Here is a 22583-nt window from a genome sequence, read left to right as displayed (position 1 = left end):
CTAATGATTGAAGAGCGAAGAATGCGTGAAAGCGCATTCTTTCGTTATTTTCAAATGCTTTACATTTTTGTTTTCTAGAATAGTTACATATAAATGGTTTTTCTGTTAATGTGGATAGTAACAGTCGTAATAGGAGGAAAGGTCGTATGAAGAAAATTGCGGTTTTAACGAGTGGTGGAGATGCACCGGGTATGAATGCTGCTATTAGGGCAGTTGTTCGTAAAGCACGTTTTCACGGAGTAGACGTTGTCGGAGTTTACCATGGCTACGAAGGCCTTTATAATGGGAAATTTGAGCTTTTAGATATAGGTTCTGTTGGCGATATTATACAACGAGGCGGTACGAAATTATACTCTGCACGTTTCCCTGAATTTAAACAGGACGAGTTCCAATATAAAGCAATCGAGCTTATGAAAGAAGAAGGTATAGAAGGCTTAGTAGTGATTGGTGGAGATGGCTCTTATCGTGGTGCAATGCAATTAACTGAAAAAGGGTTCCCTTGTGTCGGCATACCGGGAACAATTGACAATGACGTACCTGGAACAGAATATACGATTGGCTTTGATACCGCATTAAATACAGTTGTTGAATCTATTGACAAAATTCGTGATACTGCAACAAGCCATGAAAATACATTTGTTATTGAAGTAATGGGTCGTGATGCGGGAGATATTGCATTGTGGTCAGGTTTAGCAGCAGGTGCCGAATCTATTTTAATTCCTGAAGAGTCATTTGAAATAGAGGATATTGTAACCCGTCTTGAACGAGGGGCAGCACGTGGCAAGCGACATAGTATAATTATTGTAGCTGAAGGTGTAATGAATGGTCATAAGCTGGCAAAACAACTGGAAGAACGTACAGGTGTAAAAATACGTACATCTGTTTTAGGTCATATACAACGCGGTGGTTCTCCATCTGCCCGTGACCGTGTGTTAGCAGGCAGATTCGGTGCAAGAGCGGTTGAGCTATTATTGGAAAATAAAGGCGGAAGAGCAGTTGGCGTGAAAAATCATGAAGTAATAGATTATGATTTAAGGGAAGCATTTGAAACAAAGCACAAGGCAGATTTGAGTTTGTATACATTATCAAAAGAACTTTCAATTTAAAGTGCATAAAACGGAGATGACGAAACTATGAGAAAAACTAAAATTGTTTGTACGATTGGACCAGCAAGTGAATCACCAGAAATGTTAGATAAGTTAATCGAAGCAGGTATGAATGTGGCACGCTTGAACTTTTCACATGGAAACCATGAAGAACATGCTGCACGTATTGCAGCTATTCGCGATGCATCTGAACGCAAGAAACAACCGGTAGGAATATTATTGGATACAAAAGGTCCGGAAATTAGAACACATTCGATGGAAAACGGAGAGCTTCACCTAGTTTCAGGACAAGTTATCGATATTTCAATGACAGAAGTGTTGGGGAATGAATCACGCTTCTCGGTGACTTATGACCAGTTAATAGAAGACGTTGACCAAAATGATAAAATTTTATTAGATGACGGTTTAATTGAACTGCGTGTGTTGGCTAAAGACTTGGAACAAGGATTAATCCATACAATCGTTGAAAACGCCGGCGTTTTGAAAAATAAAAAAGGTGTTAACGTACCGGGCGTATCTGTCAAATTACCAGGTATTACGGATAAAGATGCAGCCGATATTCTATTTGGTATTGACCAAGGTATTGATTTTATCGCTGCTTCATTCGTACGTACAGCGAAGGATGTTCTGGAAATCCGTGAGTTACTGGAACAAAATGAAGGAAGCCATATTCAAATCATTCCTAAAATAGAAAACCAGGAAGGCGTAGATAATATTGATGAAATTATCGAAGTTTCTGATGGTTTAATGGTAGCGCGTGGGGATCTGGGTGTAGAAATTCCAGCAGAAGAAGTACCGTTAGTACAAAAATCATTAATTCGTAAATGTAACCAAGTGGGTAAACCTGTAATAACGGCTACTCAAATGCTAGATTCTATGCAACGTAATCCTCGTCCTACTCGTGCTGAAGCATCCGATGTTGCCAATGCAATCATGGATGGTACAGATGCAATTATGCTTTCAGGAGAAACGGCAGCAGGTTTATATCCTGTAGAGTCGGTAGCAACGATGAACAAAATTGCTAACCGTACAGAAAATGCGCTAGATTACCGAGCAATTGTAGCACAACGTAGTCGCGAAAAAGAAGCGAACATGACAGAAGCTATTTCTCAAGCTGTTGCCTACACATCAATTAATCTTGGTGTAAAAGCCGTATTAGCTCCAACAGAAAGTGGAAATACTGCTAAAATGATTGCAAAATACCGTCCGGGTGTATCCATTATTGCTGTAACAAGCCAACCTTCGACAGCTCAAAAATTAACGTTAGTTTGGGGTGTAAGACCAATTTTAACGCAACGTGTTTCGACGACAGATGAAATTTTGGAGCTTTCGGTAGACGAAGCATTGCAATATGAATATGTTAGCCATGGAGATGTTGTTGTCATTACAGCAGGTGTTCCAGTAGGAGAAGCAGGTACAACAAACTTAATGAAAGTTCACGTAATTGGGGACCTATTAGCTCGTGGGCAAGGTATTGGAAGATTTTCTGTAGTCGGTAAGGCAATTGTCGCAAAAAATGCAGGCGAAGCTTTAACTTATGATACAGAAGGTGCAATCATTGTAACAGTTGGTTCAGACCGTGAAATGATGCCAGCAATAGAAAACTGTGCAGGTATTATTACAGAAGAAGGCGGCTTAACATCGCACGCCGCAGTAGTTGGTTTAAGCTTAGGAATTCCGGTAATTGTCGGAGTGAAAGAAGCTACATCATTAATTCGCCACGGTCAGGAAATTACAATGGATGCTGAAACAGGTGTCATTTATAAAGGACATGCAAGCGTTCTATAATAAGATAAATGGAGCTACTCAAATAAGTGTAAACTTACATGAGTAGCTTTTATTTTGAAACTTTTTCACTCCTTAAACGTATTAAATAGTAGAAGAGGGGGCTTTTTTAATGAAGAAATTTTTATTTGGATTACTCGCACTTGTATTCGCTGAAATTGCCTTGTTTATCGTAATTGGGAATGCAATCGGTGTTTTATATACTTTACTTTTAATCATTTCCACTTCTGTAGTTGGGCTGCTTATTGCAAAACAACGTGGAACAAAATCTGTCCAGGATATTCAGAAGAGTTTGCAGCAAGGACAACCTCCTGCAGTTGCGATGATTGAAACATTCATGATTTTTATAGGTGGTGCCTTATTAGCATTACCAGGGTTTATTACAGATATTATTGGTTTGCTTTTCATATTGGGCATTACAAGAAAGTTATTTAAACCTGTAATTTTCTATTTTTTACGCAAAAGAATGAAAAAAGGACAGGTTGTCATCTTGCAAAGGTAGGATGCTGCTTTAATTTAATAGCAATCATCAAAAGTATTGGGCTGACGATAATTCCATAAAAACCAAATAATAAGACTGAGGCAGCGCTGATTAAAAATGTGTGGATCATACGTAAATGCAATGTATGGGACCAAAGCATCGATTCAGTTAGCTGTCTTATTGTTTGTACAATAAAGTAAATGCCTATAATAGTTGCTCCCATAAGTGGATTGCTGATAATAAAATAATAAATGGCGACTGGTATTAAGAAAATACCGATACCTAAAAAAGGCAAGCAGTCTGCTACAGCAATTAAAAATGCTTTTATAATAAATGATTCAAAATTTAAAAAGTAAAAAGAACCACAAAGAAGCAGAAACGTTATAGTAAATAACTGCAATTCTACAACGATAAAGCTTCCAATAAGCTCCATTCCTTTTTGAAAATATCGTGACCAGGCATCTCGATATGCTTTAGGAATATAAGCAAAAAACCATAGTCTATTTTTATAGCTTTCAAATAAGGCAAAATAAAATGTTACAACGAATATAAAAAATTCAAACAACGATTGAAAACTATTTTTCAACATAGTAACAATCAAAAATAAAAATTCATTTAAAAAATTTTGGAGTTTTTCTATAATAAACGGAAGCAGGGGATGTTTAATATAATTGTCTTCCAAAGATAGAAGTGTTGATTGGATGACAGGTAGTAATGTTATGAAGCTATGGATAAGCAATAAGATAATCGATACCACTACTGCAAATATAAAAACAGATAAAATAATTACAACAAGAAAAAACGGTAGTTTAAACTGTTCCTTAAAAAAGATGAAGACAGGAAATAATAAATAAGCAAAAAATAGTCCGAAAATTATAGGCGGTATGAAATAAAAAAGGGTAAAATAAAGTAGTAGAATGATAATATTCCTACTTTTCACTAGCAATTGATTTGGTTTATTTGTATAATCCACTTATACCACTCCTAAATTATGCCATATATATCTCGTTGTTAACGATAAATTCTCTCTCATGCGCTAAATCTATCATCTATGCTAATTTTTCTTAAAATCCGAGTAATTCATTCACAAAGACGTCAAAATTTATTATAATGAAATATGTAAGCGATTTACTTATAGGTTCAACTGAGCAGAACGATATGAGTGTGCCTCTTTTTAATAGACTGAAAAGAAAGCACTTACAAAATTAATTTATTAAGTGAAGGAGCGATTTTTATGTCAGCAACTAAAGGTTTAGAAGGTATCGTAGCAGCAGAATCAAAAATTTCTTCAATTATCGATGATACACTTACATACGTAGGTTATGGAATCGACGATCTTACTAACAATGCAACTTTTGAAGAAGTAGTATTCTTATTATGGAACACACGTTTACCAAACGCTGAAGAATTAGCTAACTTAAAACAAGAATTAGCTAACAACATGGATATCCCGGCGGCAATTACAGATTTATTCAAATCTATGCCATTAAACACAGTACACCCAATGGCTGCATTACGTACTGCTGTATCAATGCTTGGTGCATTTGATGAAGAAGCAGACGTTATGGATGCGGAAGCTAACTACCGTAAAGCGATCCGTTTACAAGCAAAAATTGGTACAGTAGTAACTACTTTTGCACGTGTACGTCAAGGTAAAGAACCAGTTGCTCCAAAACCAGAATTAGGTTATGCAGCAAACTTCTTATATATGCTGAAAGGTGAAGAACCAGCAGCAATCGAAATTGAAGCATTCGATAAAGCGTTAATCTTACACGCTGACCACGAATTAAATGCTTCTACATTCACAGCTCGTGTATGTGTTGCTACATTATCTGATGTATATTCAGGCGTAACTTCAGCAATCGGCGCATTAAAAGGTCCATTACATGGCGGTGCGAACGAGCAAGTTATGAAAATGTTAACTGAAATCGGTTCTATCGATAAAGTTGAATCTTGGGTACAAAACAAATTAGATAATAAAGAAAAAATCATGGGCTTCGGTCACCGCGTATACCGTGGTGGAGACCCACGTGCACCTCACTTACGTGTAATGTCTGAAAAGTTAACTAAGTTAACTGGTAAACCAGAATTATATGATATGTCAGTTAAGATTCACGATATGATTGTTGAACAAAAGAAATTACCTGCAAACGTAGACTTCTTCTCAGCATCAGTATATGATTCTTTAGGTATCGAGCATGACTTATTCACACCAATCTTTGCAGTTTCTCGTACTTCAGGTTGGGTAGCGCACATTTTAGAACAGTATGCAAACAACCGCCTAATCCGTCCTCGTGCGGAATATGTTGGTCCAGATATGCAAAAATACGTACCAATTAACGAGCGCTAATTAAAAAAGTATGTTAAAATATCTAGGACTGTGAATTGACACAGTCCTAGATTTATGATTATTAGGAGGCAAATTTCCAATGACTAACAAAATCGTAGTAGAAAACGGTTCTTTAATCGTTCCAAACAATCCAGTAATCCCTTTCATCGAGGGTGACGGTATCGGTCCAGATATCTGGGCAGCAGCATCTCGCGTAATCGACGCAGCTGTAGAAAAAGCTTATAACGGTGAAAAGAAAATCGAATGGTTAGAAGTTTTAGCTGGTGAAAAAGCATTCAACCAAACTGGTGAATGGTTACCAAAAGAAACTTTAGAAAAAATTAACGAATACTTAATCGCTATTAAAGGTCCTTTAACAACTCCAATCGGTGGCGGTATCCGTTCACTTAACGTAGCATTACGTCAAGAGTTAGACCTATATGTATGCTTACGTCCAGTTCGTCACTTTGACGGTGTACCTTCACCAGTTAAACGTCCAGAAGACGTAAACATGGTAATCTTCCGTGAAAACACTGAAGATATCTATGCTGGTATCGAGTACAAAGCTGGTTCTGACGAGCAAAAGAAATTATTAGCATTCTTACAAAACGAACTAGGTGTTAAAAACATCCGTTTCCCAGAAACTTCTGGTTTAGGTATCAAACCTGTATCTAAAGAAGGTACTGAGCGTTTAGTACGTTCTGCTATCGAATATGCTATCCAACACAACAAACCATCTGTTACTTTAGTACACAAAGGTAACATCATGAAGTTCACTGAAGGTGGATTCAAACAATGGGGTTACGATGTAGCTGAAGCTGAATTCGGCGACAAAGTATTCACTTGGAACCAATACGATGCTATCAAAGCTGATAAAGGCGAAGCTGCTGCTAACGAAGCACAAACTGCTGCATTAGCTGCTGGTAAAATCTTAATTAAAGATTCTATCGCTGATATCTTCTTACAACAAATTTTAACTCGTCCAAATGAGTTCGACGTAGTAGCTACTATGAACTTAAATGGTGACTACATCTCTGACGCATTAGCTGCTCAAGTTGGTGGTATCGGTATCGCTCCAGGTGCTAACATTAACTACTTAACTGGACACGCTATTTTTGAAGCTACTCATGGTACTGCACCTAAGTATGCTGGTCAAGATAAAGTAAACCCATCTTCAGTATTATTATCAGGCGTATTAATGCTTGAGCACTTAGGATGGCAAGAAGCTGCGGACTTAATTACAAATTCTGTAGAGAAAACAATCTCTTCTAAATATGTAACTTATGACTTCGCACGTTTAATGGATGGCGCTACAGAAGTTAAATGTTCTGAATTCGCTACAAAATTAATCGAAAACTTCTAATTAAAGCTTAATTTTTTACCTTTATATGTGAAATTATGAACAAATTGTTTAGTAATGAATAGTATTGTTCTAATAATTTCAAAATGATAGAGGTAATAATTGACTTTATAAGTTGTTCGTTCCAAAATTAATAATAGTTACAAAAGGGAGAGAGCGTAATGTTTTCTCCCTTTTTTGTACATATTTTTATGATGCTAAGATTATTATTCTAAAGGAGCGATTCATAATGAAACTTAAACGCAAAAAAATCTCAGTAATTGGTAGTGGATTTACCGGAGCAACAGCAGCATTTTTAGCTGCACAAAAAGAATTGGGCGATATTGTAGTAGTAGACCTTCCAGCAGCTGAAAATCCTACAAAGGGAAAAGCATTGGATATGTGGGAAGCAGCCCCTGTTCAAGGATTTGATTCATATGTGACAGGTACATCATCTTATGAGGATACAGCTAACTCGGATATCGTATTAATTACTGCGGGTGTTGCACGTAAGCCGGGTATGAGTCGTGATGATTTAGTTCAAATTAATCAAGGTGTAATGAAAACTGTAGCAAAGGAAATTGCAAACACTTCTCCAAATGCAATTATTATCGTTTTAACAAACCCTGTAGACGCGATGACTTATACAGTGTTTAAAGAATCGGGGTTCCCGAAAACTCGTGTCATTGGTCAATCGGGTGTATTGGACACTGCTCGTTTCCGCGCGTTTGTTGCAGAGGAATTAAATGTTTCGGTAAAAGACATTTCGGCTTTAGTATTAGGCGGTCATGGTGACACAATGGTTCCATTAACGCGATATGCTTCCATTGGAGGGGTACCTTTACATAGCTTGATTCCAGCGGATCGTTTAGAGGAAATAGTACAGCGTACACGTGTTGGTGGAGGAGAAATTGTTAATCTATTAGGAAACGGTTCTGCGTACTACGCACCGGCAGCTGCAATGGTGGAGATGGCGGAAGCGATTTTAAAGGATCAAAAGCGAATTTTGCCAGCAATCGCCTACTTAGAAGGTGAATATGGTTATAATGGCATTTATTTAGGCGTACCAACATTATTAGGTGCCGATGGAATTGAAAAAATTTATGAGCTGGAACTGACAGATGATGAAAAAGCAGCGTTGGATCATTCTGCGGATGCAGTTGTAGACGTTATGAAAGCATTGAAATAATATAAAGCAAAAAGGGCTTTCGGTAGTTTATACCGAAGCCCTTCATTTTTTTATTGGTACACGGGATTCCATTTTAATAATTTTTTCTCTAATAGTTTTGCAATAGAATCTGCAATTTTTCCTAAAATGGCATATAAAATAATTGCCAATACAACAATATCAAGTTGCATATATTCACGTGCATTCATTGACATATAACCGATACCTGAACTTGCCGCTACTGTTTCTGCAACAATTAAAGTAAGCCACATTATTCCTAATGAATAGCGAATACCGACTAATATCGATGGCATTGCTCCTAAAATAATTACTTTAAAAAACAGTTTGTATTTCGAAAGATTATATATTTTCCCCATTTCGATTAACCGCGGATCTACATTACGGATTCCGTGGTACGTATTGACGTAAATAGGGAAAAAAACGCTTATTGCCACTAAAAAGATTTTTCCTTCTTCGCCTACACCAAACCAAATAATAACTAATGGAATGAGTGCCAAATTCGGAATGTTTCGCAGCATTTGAATAGTTGTATCTAAATACCGCTGTGCGAATGGAACAATCCCATTCAAAATACCGATAATAAAAGCAATACTTCCGCCGATCAGAAACCCGATTAAAGCACGTGTTGTACTGATTTGAAGATGTTCAAACAGAACCCCTGAAGCTGCTTGTTGATAACCTGCTGCTATTACATCAGAGGGGGCAGGTAATATTGTATTGGCAAGGATGCCTGTTTTATTTGATACTTCCCAAATGATAATAATTAAAATAGGAATGATCCACGGCTCAATCAAATGAATCCATTTTTTCTTCTTCATTTACTCACCTCTTATGGTTTCCAAATATAGTTTTCAAGATTTTCTACAAGATTAGTTGTTAATCCAATGTCATAAAGATCTTCATTTAATCTTTGTAAATCTGCTTGTGCATCTTCATCCAAATAAGTAGCAACAGATGAACGTCGGGCTAAGCTTGTTACCCAAACATCTGCGGCGATACCTGTATTCTCTTCAAGAATTTCTGCTGCATCACTTGAATCAGTATCAATAGCTTCACCGACTTTAGATAATTCTTCCACATAGGCAACGACAGCATCTTTATTGGATTCAATAAATTTATCAGATGCATAGTAGAATCCGCGGTGTTCCACAATGCCTTCTCCTGTAGCTAAAATTTGATTGCCTTTACTTTCGGAAACCGTCATATACGGATCCCAAGTAACCCAGGCATCAACCTCACCGTTTTGAAATGCAATAGTCGCATCTGCAGGACTTAAAATAACAGATTCTACATCATCCAGTGTCAGATTAACTGTTTCCAAAGCAGTAACTAATAAATATTCGGAGATGGAAGCTTTATTGTACGCAATCTTTTTTCCCTTCAATTGTTCTATTGATTGGATAGGGCTGTCATTTTTTACTAAAATCCCCTCGAATTGTGGAGAAGATTCTTCACCTGCGATGTATTTGAAATTCATTCCTTTTGATAATGCCATCATTGATGGGGCATCACTTGCATTGGCAAAATCAATAGCTCCGGAGTTTAATGCTTCTAGAATTGAACTGCCCGTATTGAATTCAGACCATTCCACTGAATAACCTAATTCCTTTAAACGTGATTCAAGTTCACCATTCGCTTTTAATAATAATGTTGTACCGTTTTTTTGGTAGCCAATTCGCACCTTTTTATTTTCTGCATTCGATGCTGAGCACCCGACTAAAATAATGGATAGAGTTAAGAGAAAAAAGATAGAGAGTAGTTTTTTCATTAGTAATACCTCCTCAAATAATTGCTTGTAATTGTTTTTGTTTAGTTGGTGATTCTGTTTTTATTTGTTGTCCTAATAACTGTTGAAGCAGTATTTCCTCTAGCTCCGCAAATTTTGGATTTGAGCGTGTTCTAGGGCGGGGAAGGTTAACTGGCAAATCCAGTGCTACAATCCCGTCTTCTATTAGAATAATTCGATCCACCAATGTAATTGCTTCTGCCACATCATGTGTCACGAGCAACGAAGTGTATTTTTGGTTTAACCATAATTGTTCGATTAGATTTTGCATTTCCAATCGTGTAAGAGCATCCAATGCCCCGAGCGGCTCATCCAATAACAAGAGTCTTGGTTTTGCACTAAGTGCACGCGCTAGTGCAACCCTTTGTTTTTGCCCACCTGACAATACATGTGGCCACTCTTTAGCGCGGTCCTTTAACCCAACATGTTCAAGCGCTTCTAATGCGAGCGGTTGCCAATCCTTTTTCAACTCTGTGCCAACCCCGACATTTTCTAAAACAGACAGCCATGGGAGTAATCGATCCTCTTGAAACATGACGCGAACGCCTGAGAAATCATCTTGGTGAATCCCGTTCTTTAAAGATTCGCCAGCTGTTTTTTGATCTAAATTTGCGATGATTCGTAGAAGCGTACTCTTTCCGCAACCACTTTTCCCGACAATTGCGACAAATTGTCCAGCGGGGATTGTTAAGTTAATATCCTTTAATACTTCTTTTTCACCGAAACTTTTCGTTAAATTAATTAACTCAATATTGATTCCATTTGCCATGGAAGCACCTGCTTTCTATTGTTATACTTAACATATTGAAATACTCGGAATTAATATTAAAAAAATTTACATACGCTTATCTTCCGTGCGCATATAAATAATTTTCTAAATGTTAACATAATAACAAATATTCGGTCAATAAGAAATGTTATTTTACCTATCGAAATAATAAGGTATATGAAATTCTAGTCAGTAAAATGATGTCTTCACATATGAATAATTGTACTTTTCAAAAAAAGTTGCTACTATGAAGATAGTGCTTCTAAGCAGTACATAATTATAGAAATAGTTGATAGTCAACCACATGGAAAATTGATTTTGAGATGGGGGTTTCAAATCGATTTGGAGGAACTTAAAATGGTTAAAACGGTTTTAGTAGTAGAAGATGAAATGCCAATCGCAACATTATTGAAATATAATTTGGAGCAAGCTGGCTTTGAAGTTCTTTTAGCACATGATGGTCAGGCTGGGCTTGATACGGCAGTTCAGCAAGCACCAGACTTAATATTACTGGATTTAATGCTGCCGAAACTTGATGGTGTGGAAGTATGTAAAGAATTACGACGTTTACGCATAAATATACCAATTATTATGTTAACAGCTAGAGATGATGAATTCGACAAAGTATTAGGTTTAGAGCTGGGTGCAGATGACTACATGACTAAACCATTTAGCCCTCGAGAAGTAATCGCACGTGTTAAGGCTGTATTGCGACGTTTTTCAGGACCAGTTGTAGAAGAGGCAATTGAGACAAATGAAGTCGTATACTCGTTTGGAAATTTAAGAGTATTCCCGGAGCGATTTGAAGCATTTATTGATGAAGAATCTTTGGAGTTCACACCGAAAGAATTTGAATTACTAGTATACTTACTTGAAAATAAAAATCGGGTATTAACACGTGATCAATTACTTAGTGCTGTTTGGAACTATGATTTTGCAGGAGATACACGTATTGTAGACGTCCATATTAGCCATCTTCGAGATAAAATTGAAGAAAATAGTCGTAAACCACTTTATATTAAAACAATTCGTGGTTTAGGATATAAATTTGAGGAGCCAAAAAAATAATGAACGGAATGAAAAATCGTTTGTTTTATTCGTTTATTTTTGTTATTGGATCAAGTTTAGCTGTTCTAGGGCTGTTCATAGGGCAGCTTTTTCCTTTTTTTATTGATGAATATATTAACGAAGCGACAAATGTCTCAGAAAACAAATTAGCACAGATAGTAGAGGAACAGCAGATTGAGCTAACGGCAAGTCAAAAACAAGCTATTATAGATGCCTCTAGGATTGATGTTGAGGCAGAGTCTTTAATAGATATTAAGCAAAAAATGTATGTACTTATAGCGGCAATGTTATTAGGTGGATTTATTATAACGGGTTTTATGGCTCATCGCGTTGCCAGTAATTTTATAACGCCGATTATCAATATTACAAAGACGGCACTGGAGTTATCGAAAGGCAACTATCGGGCGCGGGCTTTTGCAAATGGACCAAAAACAATTGTGGAATTACGAAATTCAATCAATATTTTAGCACGCAATTTACAGGATATAACGAAGACGCGGGCAATCGAGGAAGAACGTTTAAAGACATTAATTGAAAATATGGGTAGTGCGCTAATGATGATAGACCGTGAAGGGAACATTTCTATTGTTAATAAAAAGTTCCAAACACTTTTCGAGCTCCCCACAGAACAGCTTATCGGTAAAAATTTCATGATGCTAGGATTACCAAAGGAACTGGAGCAATTTATCGACCATGTGTTTTTAACGGAATTGCCATATCGCCAGCAGCTTGTAATGGAAATTGCTGACGAAGAATATTATGAGCAAGTATATGGGGCACCTGTTGTTGGTGAGCACGGTCGTTGGCTAGGTGTAGTTATAGTCATGCATGATGTAAGTGAGCTTGTAAGATTGGAGCAGATTAGAAAAGATTTCGTGGCGAATGTATCCCATGAGCTGCGTACACCGATTACATCGATTAAAGGTTTTTCGGAAACCCTTCTGGATGGAGCGTTTAAAGACGAGCAAATGTTGCTTTCTTTCTTGAATATCATTTACGATGAAAGCAATAGAATTCAGGTTCTTGTTAATGACTTACTCGAGCTATCCAAAATTGAGCGCCACGGCTTTACGCTTGATGTGACCCCAACGAAGCTTCAGGATATTTTAGTGCGGGTTGTTGATTTAACGAGTTCGCAGCTGGAAAGTAAAAATATGCAATTTGATGTGAAAATTGAGCAGGATGCGGTTATTTTAGGTGATGTTAATCGATTGATGCAGATTTTTACGAATTTAATTAATAATGCCATTGCATATTCAAAAGAAGAAACTACCGTGACACTATGTATTAGTGCGAATGAACAATACGGAATTTTTGAAGTGAAGGACGAAGGAATCGGCATTGAAAAAGCAGAGATTGCACGTATTTTTGAACGCTTTTACAGGGTGGATCGTGCACGTAGCCGTAATTCTGGTGGTACAGGGCTTGGATTATCTATCGTGAAACATTTAATAGAAGCTCATAATGGGAAAATTCAAGTAGCAAGTGAAATTGGCAAAGGTACCAGCATAAAAGTATTTCTGCCATTACAACGTTAAAGCTTAACAGTAGCTTTACAATAATGTTATATAGCCTTTATATTGGGGTGATATATTTTTTATAGAAACCCCCGTTTCAAAAAAGGTAATATGCCACAATGGTACACGCGACCATGCAAAAAGCTTTGCGCTATTTGCATGGTTTTTTGATTTTCTTCTACCTTTTTATGTTTCTCAAAAAATATGAAACTTTTACAATAGATGGAGCGTAGAATAAAAGGAAAATAAAAAAGGAGGTTCTTTACGATGAGTGTAAAAAGAACATTACTATGGGTAGCACTTGCCTTGTTTGCCGTTGTGGCAATTATTGTTGTTACGACATCGTGGTATACAGTAGATGAATCGGAACAGGCAGTAGTGATTACATTTGGTCAAGCGGATGAGACAATACAAGATTCAGGACTTCATTTTAAATTACCATGGCCAGTACAGGCAGTAGAGATTTTATCAAAGGAAACATACAGTTTACAGTTCGGCTATAAGCAAAATCCGGACGGTACGGTGGAAGCATTCGATAAAGAAACAAAAATGATTACAGGTGATGAAAATATTGTTTTAACAGATCTTGTTGTTCAATGGCGAATAGTTGACCCGAAAAAATACTTATTTAGTTCACAGGAGCCGCGAGCGATTTTACATAATGCGACATCCAGTGCGATTCGTTCAATCATTGGCAGCTCAACAATCGATGAGGCATTAACGGATGGTAAAGCGGATATTGAAGCAGAAACACGTGAGTTGCTTGTATCGTTAATCGATAAGTACGATATCGGTATTGGGGTTGTAGGCGTAAAGCTGCAAGATGTAGAAGTACCAAATCAGGAAGTACGTGCAGCATTCACAGATGTTACCGATGCGCGTGAGACAAAAAATACAAAGATTAACGAAGCAGAAAAGTATGAAAACCAGCGTGTAAGTGAAGCGGTTGGTGAAGCAGCGGCAATTCTTTCAAAAGCGGAAGGGGAAAAGGCTTCACGTATTGAGCAAGCTACAGGTGAAGTGGCATTATTTAATCAGCTTTATGAAGAATATCGCCTGAATAAAGATATTACACGTGAACGATTAGTACTAGAAACATTGGAGGCAGTTTTACCGAATGCCCAAATTTATATAATGAATGATGATGGCAGCGGTACGATGAAGTACTTGCCGATTCAACCAATGCAAACGACACCACCTTCTACAGAAGAGAAAAAAGAAGGGAGCAAAAGTGAATGAGTAACGACAAAAATAATTTTAACGGCGATTTAGATGAATTTGTGAAAAAACTATTCGGCAATAAAAACGGATCGAAAGAAGTAAAGAAAGTCCCGAAAGCGAATGATCCAGATCAACAAGTAAATAACGGTGATTTAAATACAAAAAAAGCACCAACACCATTAAAAAAAGATAAAAAGCCTTTAAATGTTAAGCAATGGGTTACTTCTGCTATTGTATTAACGGTTGTGTTTGCTGCATTAATTGTCGTAGTTGCGAACTTGTATATTGTAAAAGAAAATGAATATAAAGTAGTTCGTCAGTTCGGGGAAGTAGTGAAGTACGAAAGGGAACCGGGACTTCATATGAAAATCCCATTCATCCAAAGTGTGACGACTCTTCCAAGAAATTTAATGACTCATGATATGACAGAAGAAGAGATCAGCACGAAGGATAAAAAGCGGATTATTATCGACAATTATACAGTATGGCGTGTTACGGATCCAAAAGCGTTAATCTCAAATGCAGGACAGTTGCTCAATGCGGAAAATCGTATGGAGGAGTTTATTTATTCGGCACTTCGTACAGAATTCGGTCAAACGGAGTACGGAGATATTATTAATGAAAAAGATTCGAAACGCGGGAACATTAATGACCGTGTTACACAACGTGTCAATGAATTAATTGAATCTGCCAATTTCGGTATTGAAGTAATTGATGTGCGTATTCGCCGTACTGATTTACCTGAGGAGAACGAACAGTCTGTTTATACACGAATGGTTTCGGAACGTCAATCGATTGCGCAAAAGTATCTGTCTGAAGGGGATGCGGAAAAGCGTAGTAAAGAGGCAAAGACTGATCAGGAAGTACAGGTAACACTTGCAAAAGCAAATAAGGAAGCGTCTGTAATCCGTGCAGAAGGGGAAGCACAGGCAGCTCAAATTTATAATGCCGCTTACTCGAAAGACCCGGAGTTCTACAGTTTATTCCGAACATTGGAATCATACAAGAAAACAATTGGTAATGAGACAATGATTATTATTCCATCTGATTCACCATATGCGAAATTACTATCAGGTCAATTAGATTAAAAGCAGAAAAAAGCTATTTAGAATGTAAACCCATTCTAAATAGCCTTTTTTATTGGTGGATTTATTTTACAATATTTACCTTCACTGAAAATTTGAATTATATTATTTCAAATTATTATTTTATTGTTATAATAAGTGAGTAATATAATTAAGGGGGAGCAAATTTGAGTAGAAAAATACAAAATAGTTTAATTGCTTTCATTATGGCAACATCAGTGACAGCACTATTTTATCAAACGAATTTAAGTTTCATGAAAGTGGAAATTTATCATATACCTATTTTATTTATTGTGATTTTATTGTTAAGTGCCTTTATAGCAGAAGATGTCCGTAATTCGTTTAAAAAAGTACTATGGTTTGAAAAACGTGAGGACAAGCGTCCGATTTGGCAGGTAGGAGTAGGAATGATTTTTTACTTTTCCCAAATTGGTTTTGTTGAGGTATTTGCACGTGGATTAATGCAATACGATTTAGGTGGTATGCCAATGTATATCATCATTCCATTTTTAAATGCATTTTTACTAACAGTTATTTTTGAAGAGATTTTTTATAAAGAAGAGAAAAACAGTGTACATGTTGTGAAGTTCAAAAATAAAATTAAATAGATATTTAGACCGCGCGGGATTTTATTCCACGCGGTTTTTATTATAGCAAGATTATTTAAATAAAATGGAAAAATTTAAAGAAGTGTGTATAATATAACAAGCGTAGTCTTTTTTGCATATATTGTAATAATTTTTTAGGGTATAAATGCTTATATATTCAGAAAAATTAGGTAATAATGCGCGTTGTTTAATTAATGCTCTATACATATAAGGAAGTGAAAGTTTTGATTCTATTAGATACAGCTTATGTATCCCCGCTCTTAGCAGAAACATTGATCGAAAAGAAAGTAAAGATTTTAGATATTGAACAACAGTTGATTCTAAATGACAAATCAGAAGATGAGCAAAATCTGGTGAAAGTATTTCAACAAGAGGATTTAATCATTATGAATTCTGAAGAAGCCATTCAGATTCTAAATGAATATTATGCAGAATCGCATGTAACAAAAACAGCGAATTTATTTAAAAATAAATTTGCATTCAGAAAGCGTTTAGCTGAGAGTTATCCTAATTTCTTCTTTTTAGAAACTACTTCAGGTGAATTAGGGCAACTTGATCTATCCTCACTACCCTATCCGTTAATCTTTAAGCCGACAGTCGGATACTCAAGTGTTGGGGTTTACAGAGTAGAGAATCTACAAGAATTCCAAAGTATAATCGATAAGATGGAAGAAACGATGGAACAGTCGAGTGAAGACGATTCAAAGGATATTTTGGGTAGTGAAACCTTTATCATTGAAAGTTATATTGAGGGGCAGGAATTTGCAATCGATCTTTTCTTCGACGAAAAGAATGATCCGGTTGTGCTCAATTTATTTGCGCGTATGTTCAAAGACGAAAAAGATATGAGTGATCGTATTTATTATACGAGCAAGCAAGTGCTGCAAAATTACTTAACTCCGATTACCGAGTATCTGCAAGGACTTGGGGAAATCTTCAATTTACGGAAAATGCCGCTGCACGTAGAACTGCGCATGGATGATGAAGGAACAATTGTACCAATTGAAGTGAATCCATTACGCTTTGCTGGTGCAGGTACGACCGAATTGGGAAGTTTTGCATATGGGGTTAACTCGTACGACTATTTCTTCGAACAGAAAAAACCGGATTGGGCTACCTTAAGAAATACAATGGACAATAAAATTTACAGCTTTACTTGTGCCGAGTTTGAAGGTGAGATAAAGATTGATGACGGGCTTGTGATACACCATGAATTATTGCAGAAACAATTCCACCATATTTTAGAATATCGTCATATTCCGTACGGTCAGGGTGCAACGTTTGCTGTCATTTTCTTTAGCAGTGAATCGTTGGCACAAAATGACCATATCTTATCGTTGGACTTTATGGAATATGTAGAAAAAGAAGAAAAGTTGTATGTGAAAAATTAAATTTGGGGGGAAGCTTGGTTAAAACAATTTCATAATTGTTTTAAAGAGCAATGTAAATGTTAAAAAAATATAATTCAGTAAAAACCAAGATTTTATTAGGAATTTTAGTTCCAATTATTTTATTAAGTGTTGTTTTTAGTTCACTTCTATTTTTGGTTTCCAGCAACTTAATTAATAACCAGATCATTCCGCAGCACAACCAAAACTTATTGTTGAGTATGGAAAAATTCAGTACGCTTTTTGACGCGGATATAGTGAATGATGCTAAGAAAAACAAGGCTTCATATGAAAAATTACTGGAAGCCACAACCGATTTCCAAAATGATTTTGATTTAGAAAATGCCTATATTATGAGTAAAGTCGATGGAGAGGAAGTTATTCTGGTATTGGGGAATTCGGAAGATTACCTGACACCGCTTGCTTTTACAGAAGAACAGACAGCGGCACTTTCCACAACGGAAACAGTGGCGAGCGAGATCTATGAAGATGATTATGGTAAACATCAATCAACCTTTCTTCAAATTCCTGGGACGGATTCTGTTCTGGGATTGGATGCGGATGCGGATTTTATTGATGAATTGAATAGATTGTTAATTATAATTATAGTTGCTTCACTGCTTGTTGCATTGATTATAGGCTCAATTATAGCGGTTATGGTTTCAAAAAAAATTGTGAATCCTTTAAATCAGCTTTTAAACCACACTGAAATTGTGGCACAGGGTGATTTATCAAAACAATTGGAAGTATACAGTGATGACGAAATCGGGCGTTTAACAACTAGCTTCTCGGATATGCAAACGCAATTGAGAGAGACTATCTACCATGTAACCGACACATCCGACCATGTTGAGGAAGGTTCTTCGATATTAAAAGAGACGGTAGAACAGTTAACAATTACATCGAATCAGGTATCGGGCGCGATTCAGGAAATTGCTTCTAGCACTGAGCTAATTACAGAAGGCGCTGTACAAAACCGGGTGGCAGTGGAACAGATCGCATTCAAAATTGAAGAAATTTCTAATGTTACGAAATTAGTGGCACAGGAGGCGATAGATACCAATACTGTCGCAACACAAGGAATAGAAGTTATTCATAAGTCTGTTGCAGGAATCGAAACAATTAATGAAACGGCGAAAATGTCATTAATGAAAACAGAACAAATGAATAGCCGTTCTTTAGAAGTTGGTCAAATCACGAAAATTATTTCAAGTATTTCAGATCAAATCAACTTACTTGCTTTAAATGCGGCAATCGAAGCGGCAAGAGCTGGGGAATACGGGAAAGGTTTCGCAGTAGTAGCGGATGAAGTTCGTTCATTGGCAGAACAATCGGCGAATTCGGCGAGTGATATTACGACATTGATTAATGAAATGCAAAAAGATTCAAATGAATCTGTTGTTGCAATTAATAATGTTGTAACGAAAATCGAGCAGGAAAGCGTGACGATCTACTCGGCTGTTGAAACATTTAATACAATATCTAAATTAGTGGATAATATGAAAAATGAAATTCAAAATGTAACAGATGCATTCCAAGTAATCGCAACGGACTCTAATCGGGTACTTGAAACAACGGATATAACTGTTCACTCATTGGAAGAAACCAATGAGCATTCTCAAAGTATTGCTGCATCAATAGAAGAACAGACAGCATCGACTGAAGAAATGTTGAGCATCGCACACGAATTGAATGAAATGATTATTAAGTTAAAAGGACAAATTAATCACTTCAAATTATAAAGATTTTCTTTAGTTATATAAATAACTTCTAAACTAATATGAACTTAATTCAATGATGGAAAAATCCAGATTATGCTATTTTGCATTCATCTGGATTTTTTCTTTTTAGGCGGGAAATACATATTGCGGAAGGTTTCTGTTTGCATAAGGATTATAAGATGGAGTTTGCGATGAATTGCGAATAGAGGGTATTGCCTGCTGATGTTAAGTTCTTGGAAGGGACATTCACTTTGGCGTCCTGCATAATTGTGGCGAATAAGAATTTTATTGCAGAAGAGTTTGCGTTTATGTTGGCAATTCATCGCAATAATCGCTAAAGTAGAAGGAGAACATACAATCGTAACTTAACTTCTTACAGTGCGTTTTGAACACACGCCAGAAGTTAATGCCTCTGGGTGGAGCAACAGATTCGGCAAAGAGTGTTTAAAAGAAAATCCGGTTAAAAGTGTCGGGTGACTGATCCGTATCCTGTGAACCTGACCCGAAACCGGGCGTAATCACCCCGAGGTGAAATTGATTAATGGAGGAACGCGCATGACAAAACAAAAATTACTTTTACTAGATGGAAACTCATTGGCTTATCGTGCTTTTTTTGCATTGCCGCTGCTGACAAATGACAGTGGGATTCATACAAATGCTACTTACGGATTTACAACGATGCTGCAAAAAATTATCGGTGAGGAAAATCCGACACAAATGCTTGTTGCGTTCGATGCCGGGAAAACGACTTTTCGTCATGAATCGTTCGGTGAATATAAAGGTGGACGTCAAAAAACTCCGCCAGAGCTTTCCGAACAATTCCCTTATATTCGTAAGCTGATTGATGCATACAACATTAAACGCTATGAACTGGAAATGTACGAAGCAGATGATATTATCGGAACACTAGCGAAACAGGCTGCCGGACAAGGTATAGAAGTTATCGTTGTTTCGGGAGACAAAGATTTAACGCAGCTAGCAACAGAAGATGTCACAGTCTATATAACTCGTAAAGGGATTACCGATATTGAAAAATATACACCGGCACATATTCAAGAAAAGTATGGACTGACACCGGAGCAAATTATCGATATGAAAGGGCTTATGGGCGATCAATCGGATAATATTCCGGGAGTTCCGGGCGTTGGTGAAAAGACAGCGATTAAATTATTGAAGGAACACGGTACAATTGAAAAACTATATGAAGCGATGGATTCATTGAAAGCATCGAAAATGAAGGAAAAGCTGGTAGATAATGAAGAAATGGCACACTTATCAAAAAAACTTGCGACAATTCATACAGATGCACCACTAACAATTTCACTGGATGATTTAGCTTATTCAGGTCCGGATGAGGAATCACTTCTTAATGTATGGCAAGAGCTTGGGTTTAAATCTTTAATCGAAAAGAGCGATTTTGAAGCAGTAGAAACTGAACAAGCTGAACTAGTATTTGAAAATGTACAGTCTATTAAAGCTGACATGTTAAAAGATACGATGGCAATTCATCTGGAGTTGGAAAATGAACATTACCATAGCTGTAATGCCCTCGGTTTAGCCTTGACAGACGGGGAACGCACGGTATATACAGCGATTGATAATGTAGTGGATAATGCAGATTTAAAAGCATGGATCCAAGATGAAACAAAGAAAAAATATATGGTAGACAGTAAAGCGACACAAGCAATGCTCCATCGTTTAGGGATTGAGCTAAAAGGTGTGGAGTTCGATTTATTGTTAGCTTCGTACATTTTAAAGCCGTCGATTTCTGGTGATGATGTTGCAACACTTGCAAAAGAATTCGGTTATCAGGATGTACAATCCAATGAAGCGATTTACGGAAAAGGGGCAAAGTGGATTGTTCCGGGGGCAGATCATGTAGCAGAACATGTAAGCCGAAAAGCAGTAGCAGTATGGAAGCTGCAGCCAGTTTTAGAGCAAACACTTAAAGAAAATGAACAGTTTGAATTATATAAAGAGCTGGAGCTGCCGCTTGCACATATTTTAGGGAAAATGGAGAGCGAAGGGATAACAGTCAATATCGATACATTGCGTCAAATGGGTGATGAACTGAAGACAAAGCTCGAAGTAATGGAAGCGACAATTTATGAACTGGCAGGCGAGAAATTCAATATTAATTCACCGAAACAGCTTGGTGTTATCTTATTTGATAAATTAGGCTTACCTGTCATTAAAAAGACAAAGACAGGATATTCAACAGCAGCCGATGTACTGGAGAAGTTACAGTCCGAGCATGACATTGTGAAGCATATTCTTGAGTACCGTACGCTTGCGAAACTGCAATCAACATATATTGAAGGTTTAATAAAAGAAGTGCATAAAGAAGATTCAAAAGTGCATACCCGATTCCAGCAGGCTTTAACTTCAACTGGGCGTTTAAGCTCAACAAACCCGAATTTACAAAATATCCCGATTCGTTTAGAAGAAGGACGTAAAATTCGAAAAGCATTTGTTCCGTCGAAAAAGGATTGGATTTTGTTTGCGGCGGACTATTCACAGATTGAGCTGCGCGTATTGGCTCATATGTGCGGTGATGATGCGCTTGTAGAGGCATTCCAGCAAGGAATGGATATCCATACACGGACGGCAATGGATGTGTTTAATCTTGAAAATCCGGATGATGTGACAAGCTTAATGCGTCGCACAGCAAAAGCTGTAAACTTTGGTATTGTATACGGGATTAGTGATTATGGCTTATCACAAAGCCTTGATATTACACGTAAAGAAGCTGGGATTTTCATTGAAAACTACTTGCAAAGCTTCCCTGGTGTAAAAAACTATATGGATACAAGTATTGAAGAGGCCAAGAAAGCCGGCTTTGTTACAACGATTTTAAATCGCCGCCGCTACTTGCCGGACATCACAAGCTCGAACTTCAATTTAAGAAGTTTTGCAGAGCGTACGGCGATGAACACGCCGATTCAAGGAAGTGCAGCGGATATTATTAAAAAAGCAATGATTGACATGGATGCTCGCCTTGAACAAGAAGGGTTGCAGACGAAGCTGTTGTTACAAGTACACGATGAGCTTATTTTTGAAGCACCAAAAGAAGAAATTGAAATTTTAGAACGTATCGTACCTGAAGTTATGGAAAATGCAATTAAGTTGAGCGTGCCGTTAAAGGTTGAATTTTCATATGGTCCTACATGGTACGATGCGAAATAAGGAGT

18 protein-coding genes are annotated in these 22583 nt (G+C 37.0%); 14 read left to right on the top strand and 4 right to left on the bottom strand.

Annotated elements, in window-relative coordinates:
- The first annotated feature begins 146 nt into the window (after positions 1-146).
- From pfkA to MKY13_RS14180, 3 genes are all read left to right on the top strand, one after another.
- Positions 147-1106, top strand: coding sequence for a 6-phosphofructokinase (pfkA, locus tag MKY13_RS14190; protein WP_191700568.1), 960 nt, complete (start codon positions 147-149; stop codon positions 1104-1106).
- Between the two features lie 27 nt (positions 1107-1133).
- The gene (gene pyk / locus MKY13_RS14185) at positions 1134-2894 is read left to right on the top strand and encodes a pyruvate kinase (RefSeq protein WP_339213440.1); all 1761 of its coding nucleotides are present in this window, start codon (positions 1134-1136) and stop codon (positions 2892-2894) included.
- A 109-nt stretch (positions 2895-3003) separates the two neighbouring features.
- The gene (locus MKY13_RS14180; RefSeq protein ID WP_191700566.1) at positions 3004-3393 is read left to right on the top strand and encodes an FxsA family protein; all 390 of its coding nucleotides are present in this window, start codon (positions 3004-3006) and stop codon (positions 3391-3393) included.
- On the opposite strand, the gene MKY13_RS14175 is transcribed toward MKY13_RS14180, so the two are convergent.
- Positions 3377-4345, bottom strand: a complete 969-nt coding sequence (locus tag MKY13_RS14175) for an AI-2E family transporter (protein WP_191700565.1) — start codon at positions 4343-4345, stop codon at positions 3377-3379. The two genes, MKY13_RS14180 and MKY13_RS14175, sit on opposite strands and share 17 nt — an antisense overlap.
- Positions 4346-4606: 261 nt before the next feature.
- Between MKY13_RS14175 and citZ the strand changes: the two genes are divergently transcribed.
- From citZ to mdh, 3 genes are all read left to right on the top strand, one after another.
- Positions 4607-5722 carry a citrate synthase gene (citZ, locus tag MKY13_RS14170; RefSeq protein WP_191700564.1) on the top strand — a complete coding sequence of 372 codons (1116 nt, stop codon included), beginning with the start codon at positions 4607-4609 and terminating at the stop codon, positions 5720-5722.
- Positions 5723-5801: 79 nt separating this feature from the next.
- Positions 5802-7064 (top strand): NADP-dependent isocitrate dehydrogenase, encoded by a 1263-nt coding sequence (gene icd, locus MKY13_RS14165; protein ID WP_191700563.1) that lies wholly within the window; start codon positions 5802-5804, stop codon positions 7062-7064.
- Positions 7065-7290: 226 nt separating this feature from the next.
- Positions 7291-8229, top strand: a complete 939-nt coding sequence (mdh, locus tag MKY13_RS14160) for a malate dehydrogenase (protein ID WP_191700562.1) — start codon at positions 7291-7293, stop codon at positions 8227-8229.
- A gap of 50 nt (positions 8230-8279) precedes the next feature.
- Here mdh and MKY13_RS14155 read toward each other — a convergent pair whose 3' ends face one another.
- From MKY13_RS14155 to MKY13_RS14145, 3 genes are read right to left on the bottom strand one after another with little or no spacing between them, the layout of a single operon-like run.
- The gene (locus tag MKY13_RS14155) at positions 8280-9047 is read right to left on the bottom strand and encodes an ABC transporter permease subunit (protein ID WP_191700561.1); all 768 of its coding nucleotides are present in this window, start codon (positions 9045-9047) and stop codon (positions 8280-8282) included.
- An 11-nt stretch (positions 9048-9058) separates the two neighbouring features.
- Positions 9059-9997 carry a sulfonate ABC transporter substrate-binding protein gene (locus tag MKY13_RS14150; RefSeq protein ID WP_191700560.1) on the bottom strand — a complete coding sequence of 313 codons (939 nt, stop codon included), beginning with the start codon at positions 9995-9997 and terminating at the stop codon, positions 9059-9061.
- A 13-nt stretch (positions 9998-10010) separates the two neighbouring features.
- Positions 10011-10784, bottom strand: coding sequence for an ATP-binding cassette domain-containing protein (locus MKY13_RS14145; protein ID WP_339213437.1), 774 nt, complete (start codon positions 10782-10784; stop codon positions 10011-10013).
- A 357-nt stretch (positions 10785-11141) separates the two neighbouring features.
- Here MKY13_RS14145 and MKY13_RS14140 point away from each other — a divergent pair, with 357 nt between their 5' ends.
- The 8 genes from MKY13_RS14140 (at position 11142) to polA (ending at position 22578) form a co-directional block, all read left to right on the top strand.
- Positions 11142-11852 carry a response regulator transcription factor gene (locus tag MKY13_RS14140; protein ID WP_191700558.1) on the top strand — a complete coding sequence of 237 codons (711 nt, stop codon included), beginning with the start codon at positions 11142-11144 and terminating at the stop codon, positions 11850-11852.
- Positions 11852-13390: an ATP-binding protein gene (locus tag MKY13_RS14135; protein ID WP_191700557.1), complete on the top strand. Its 1539-nt coding sequence runs from the start codon at positions 11852-11854 to the stop codon at positions 13388-13390. Before MKY13_RS14140 ends, MKY13_RS14135 begins: the two co-directional genes overlap by 1 nt.
- 246 nt (positions 13391-13636) lie before the next feature.
- Positions 13637-14608: an FtsH protease activity modulator HflK gene (gene hflK, locus MKY13_RS14130; RefSeq protein ID WP_191700556.1), complete on the top strand. Its 972-nt coding sequence runs from the start codon at positions 13637-13639 to the stop codon at positions 14606-14608.
- Positions 14605-15678, top strand: coding sequence for a protease modulator HflC (locus tag MKY13_RS14125; RefSeq protein ID WP_191700555.1), 1074 nt, complete (start codon positions 14605-14607; stop codon positions 15676-15678). The genes hflK and MKY13_RS14125 overlap by 4 nt, the downstream gene beginning before the upstream one ends.
- A gap of 164 nt (positions 15679-15842) precedes the next feature.
- On the top strand, positions 15843-16283 hold the full coding sequence (locus tag MKY13_RS14120) for a DNA polymerase I (RefSeq protein ID WP_191700554.1): 441 nt from the start codon (positions 15843-15845) through the stop codon (positions 16281-16283).
- Positions 16284-16507: 224 nt separating this feature from the next.
- Positions 16508-17674: an ATP-grasp domain-containing protein gene (locus MKY13_RS14115; protein ID WP_191700553.1), complete on the top strand. Its 1167-nt coding sequence runs from the start codon at positions 16508-16510 to the stop codon at positions 17672-17674.
- Between the two features lie 56 nt (positions 17675-17730).
- The gene (locus tag MKY13_RS14110) at positions 17731-19413 is read left to right on the top strand and encodes a methyl-accepting chemotaxis protein (protein ID WP_191700552.1); all 1683 of its coding nucleotides are present in this window, start codon (positions 17731-17733) and stop codon (positions 19411-19413) included.
- Between the two features lie 534 nt (positions 19414-19947).
- The gene (polA, locus tag MKY13_RS14105) at positions 19948-22578 is read left to right on the top strand and encodes a DNA polymerase I (RefSeq protein ID WP_191700551.1); all 2631 of its coding nucleotides are present in this window, start codon (positions 19948-19950) and stop codon (positions 22576-22578) included.
- Positions 22579-22583: the final 5 nt, after the last annotated feature.

The sequence above is a fragment of the Solibacillus sp. FSL W8-0372 genome, from assembly GCF_037969735.1.
Lineage (GTDB): Bacteria > Bacillota > Bacilli > Bacillales_A > Planococcaceae > Solibacillus > Solibacillus faecavium.
The sequence above is the reverse complement of the archived record's forward strand: the minus strand, read 5'-3'. Positions and strand labels throughout refer to the sequence as shown.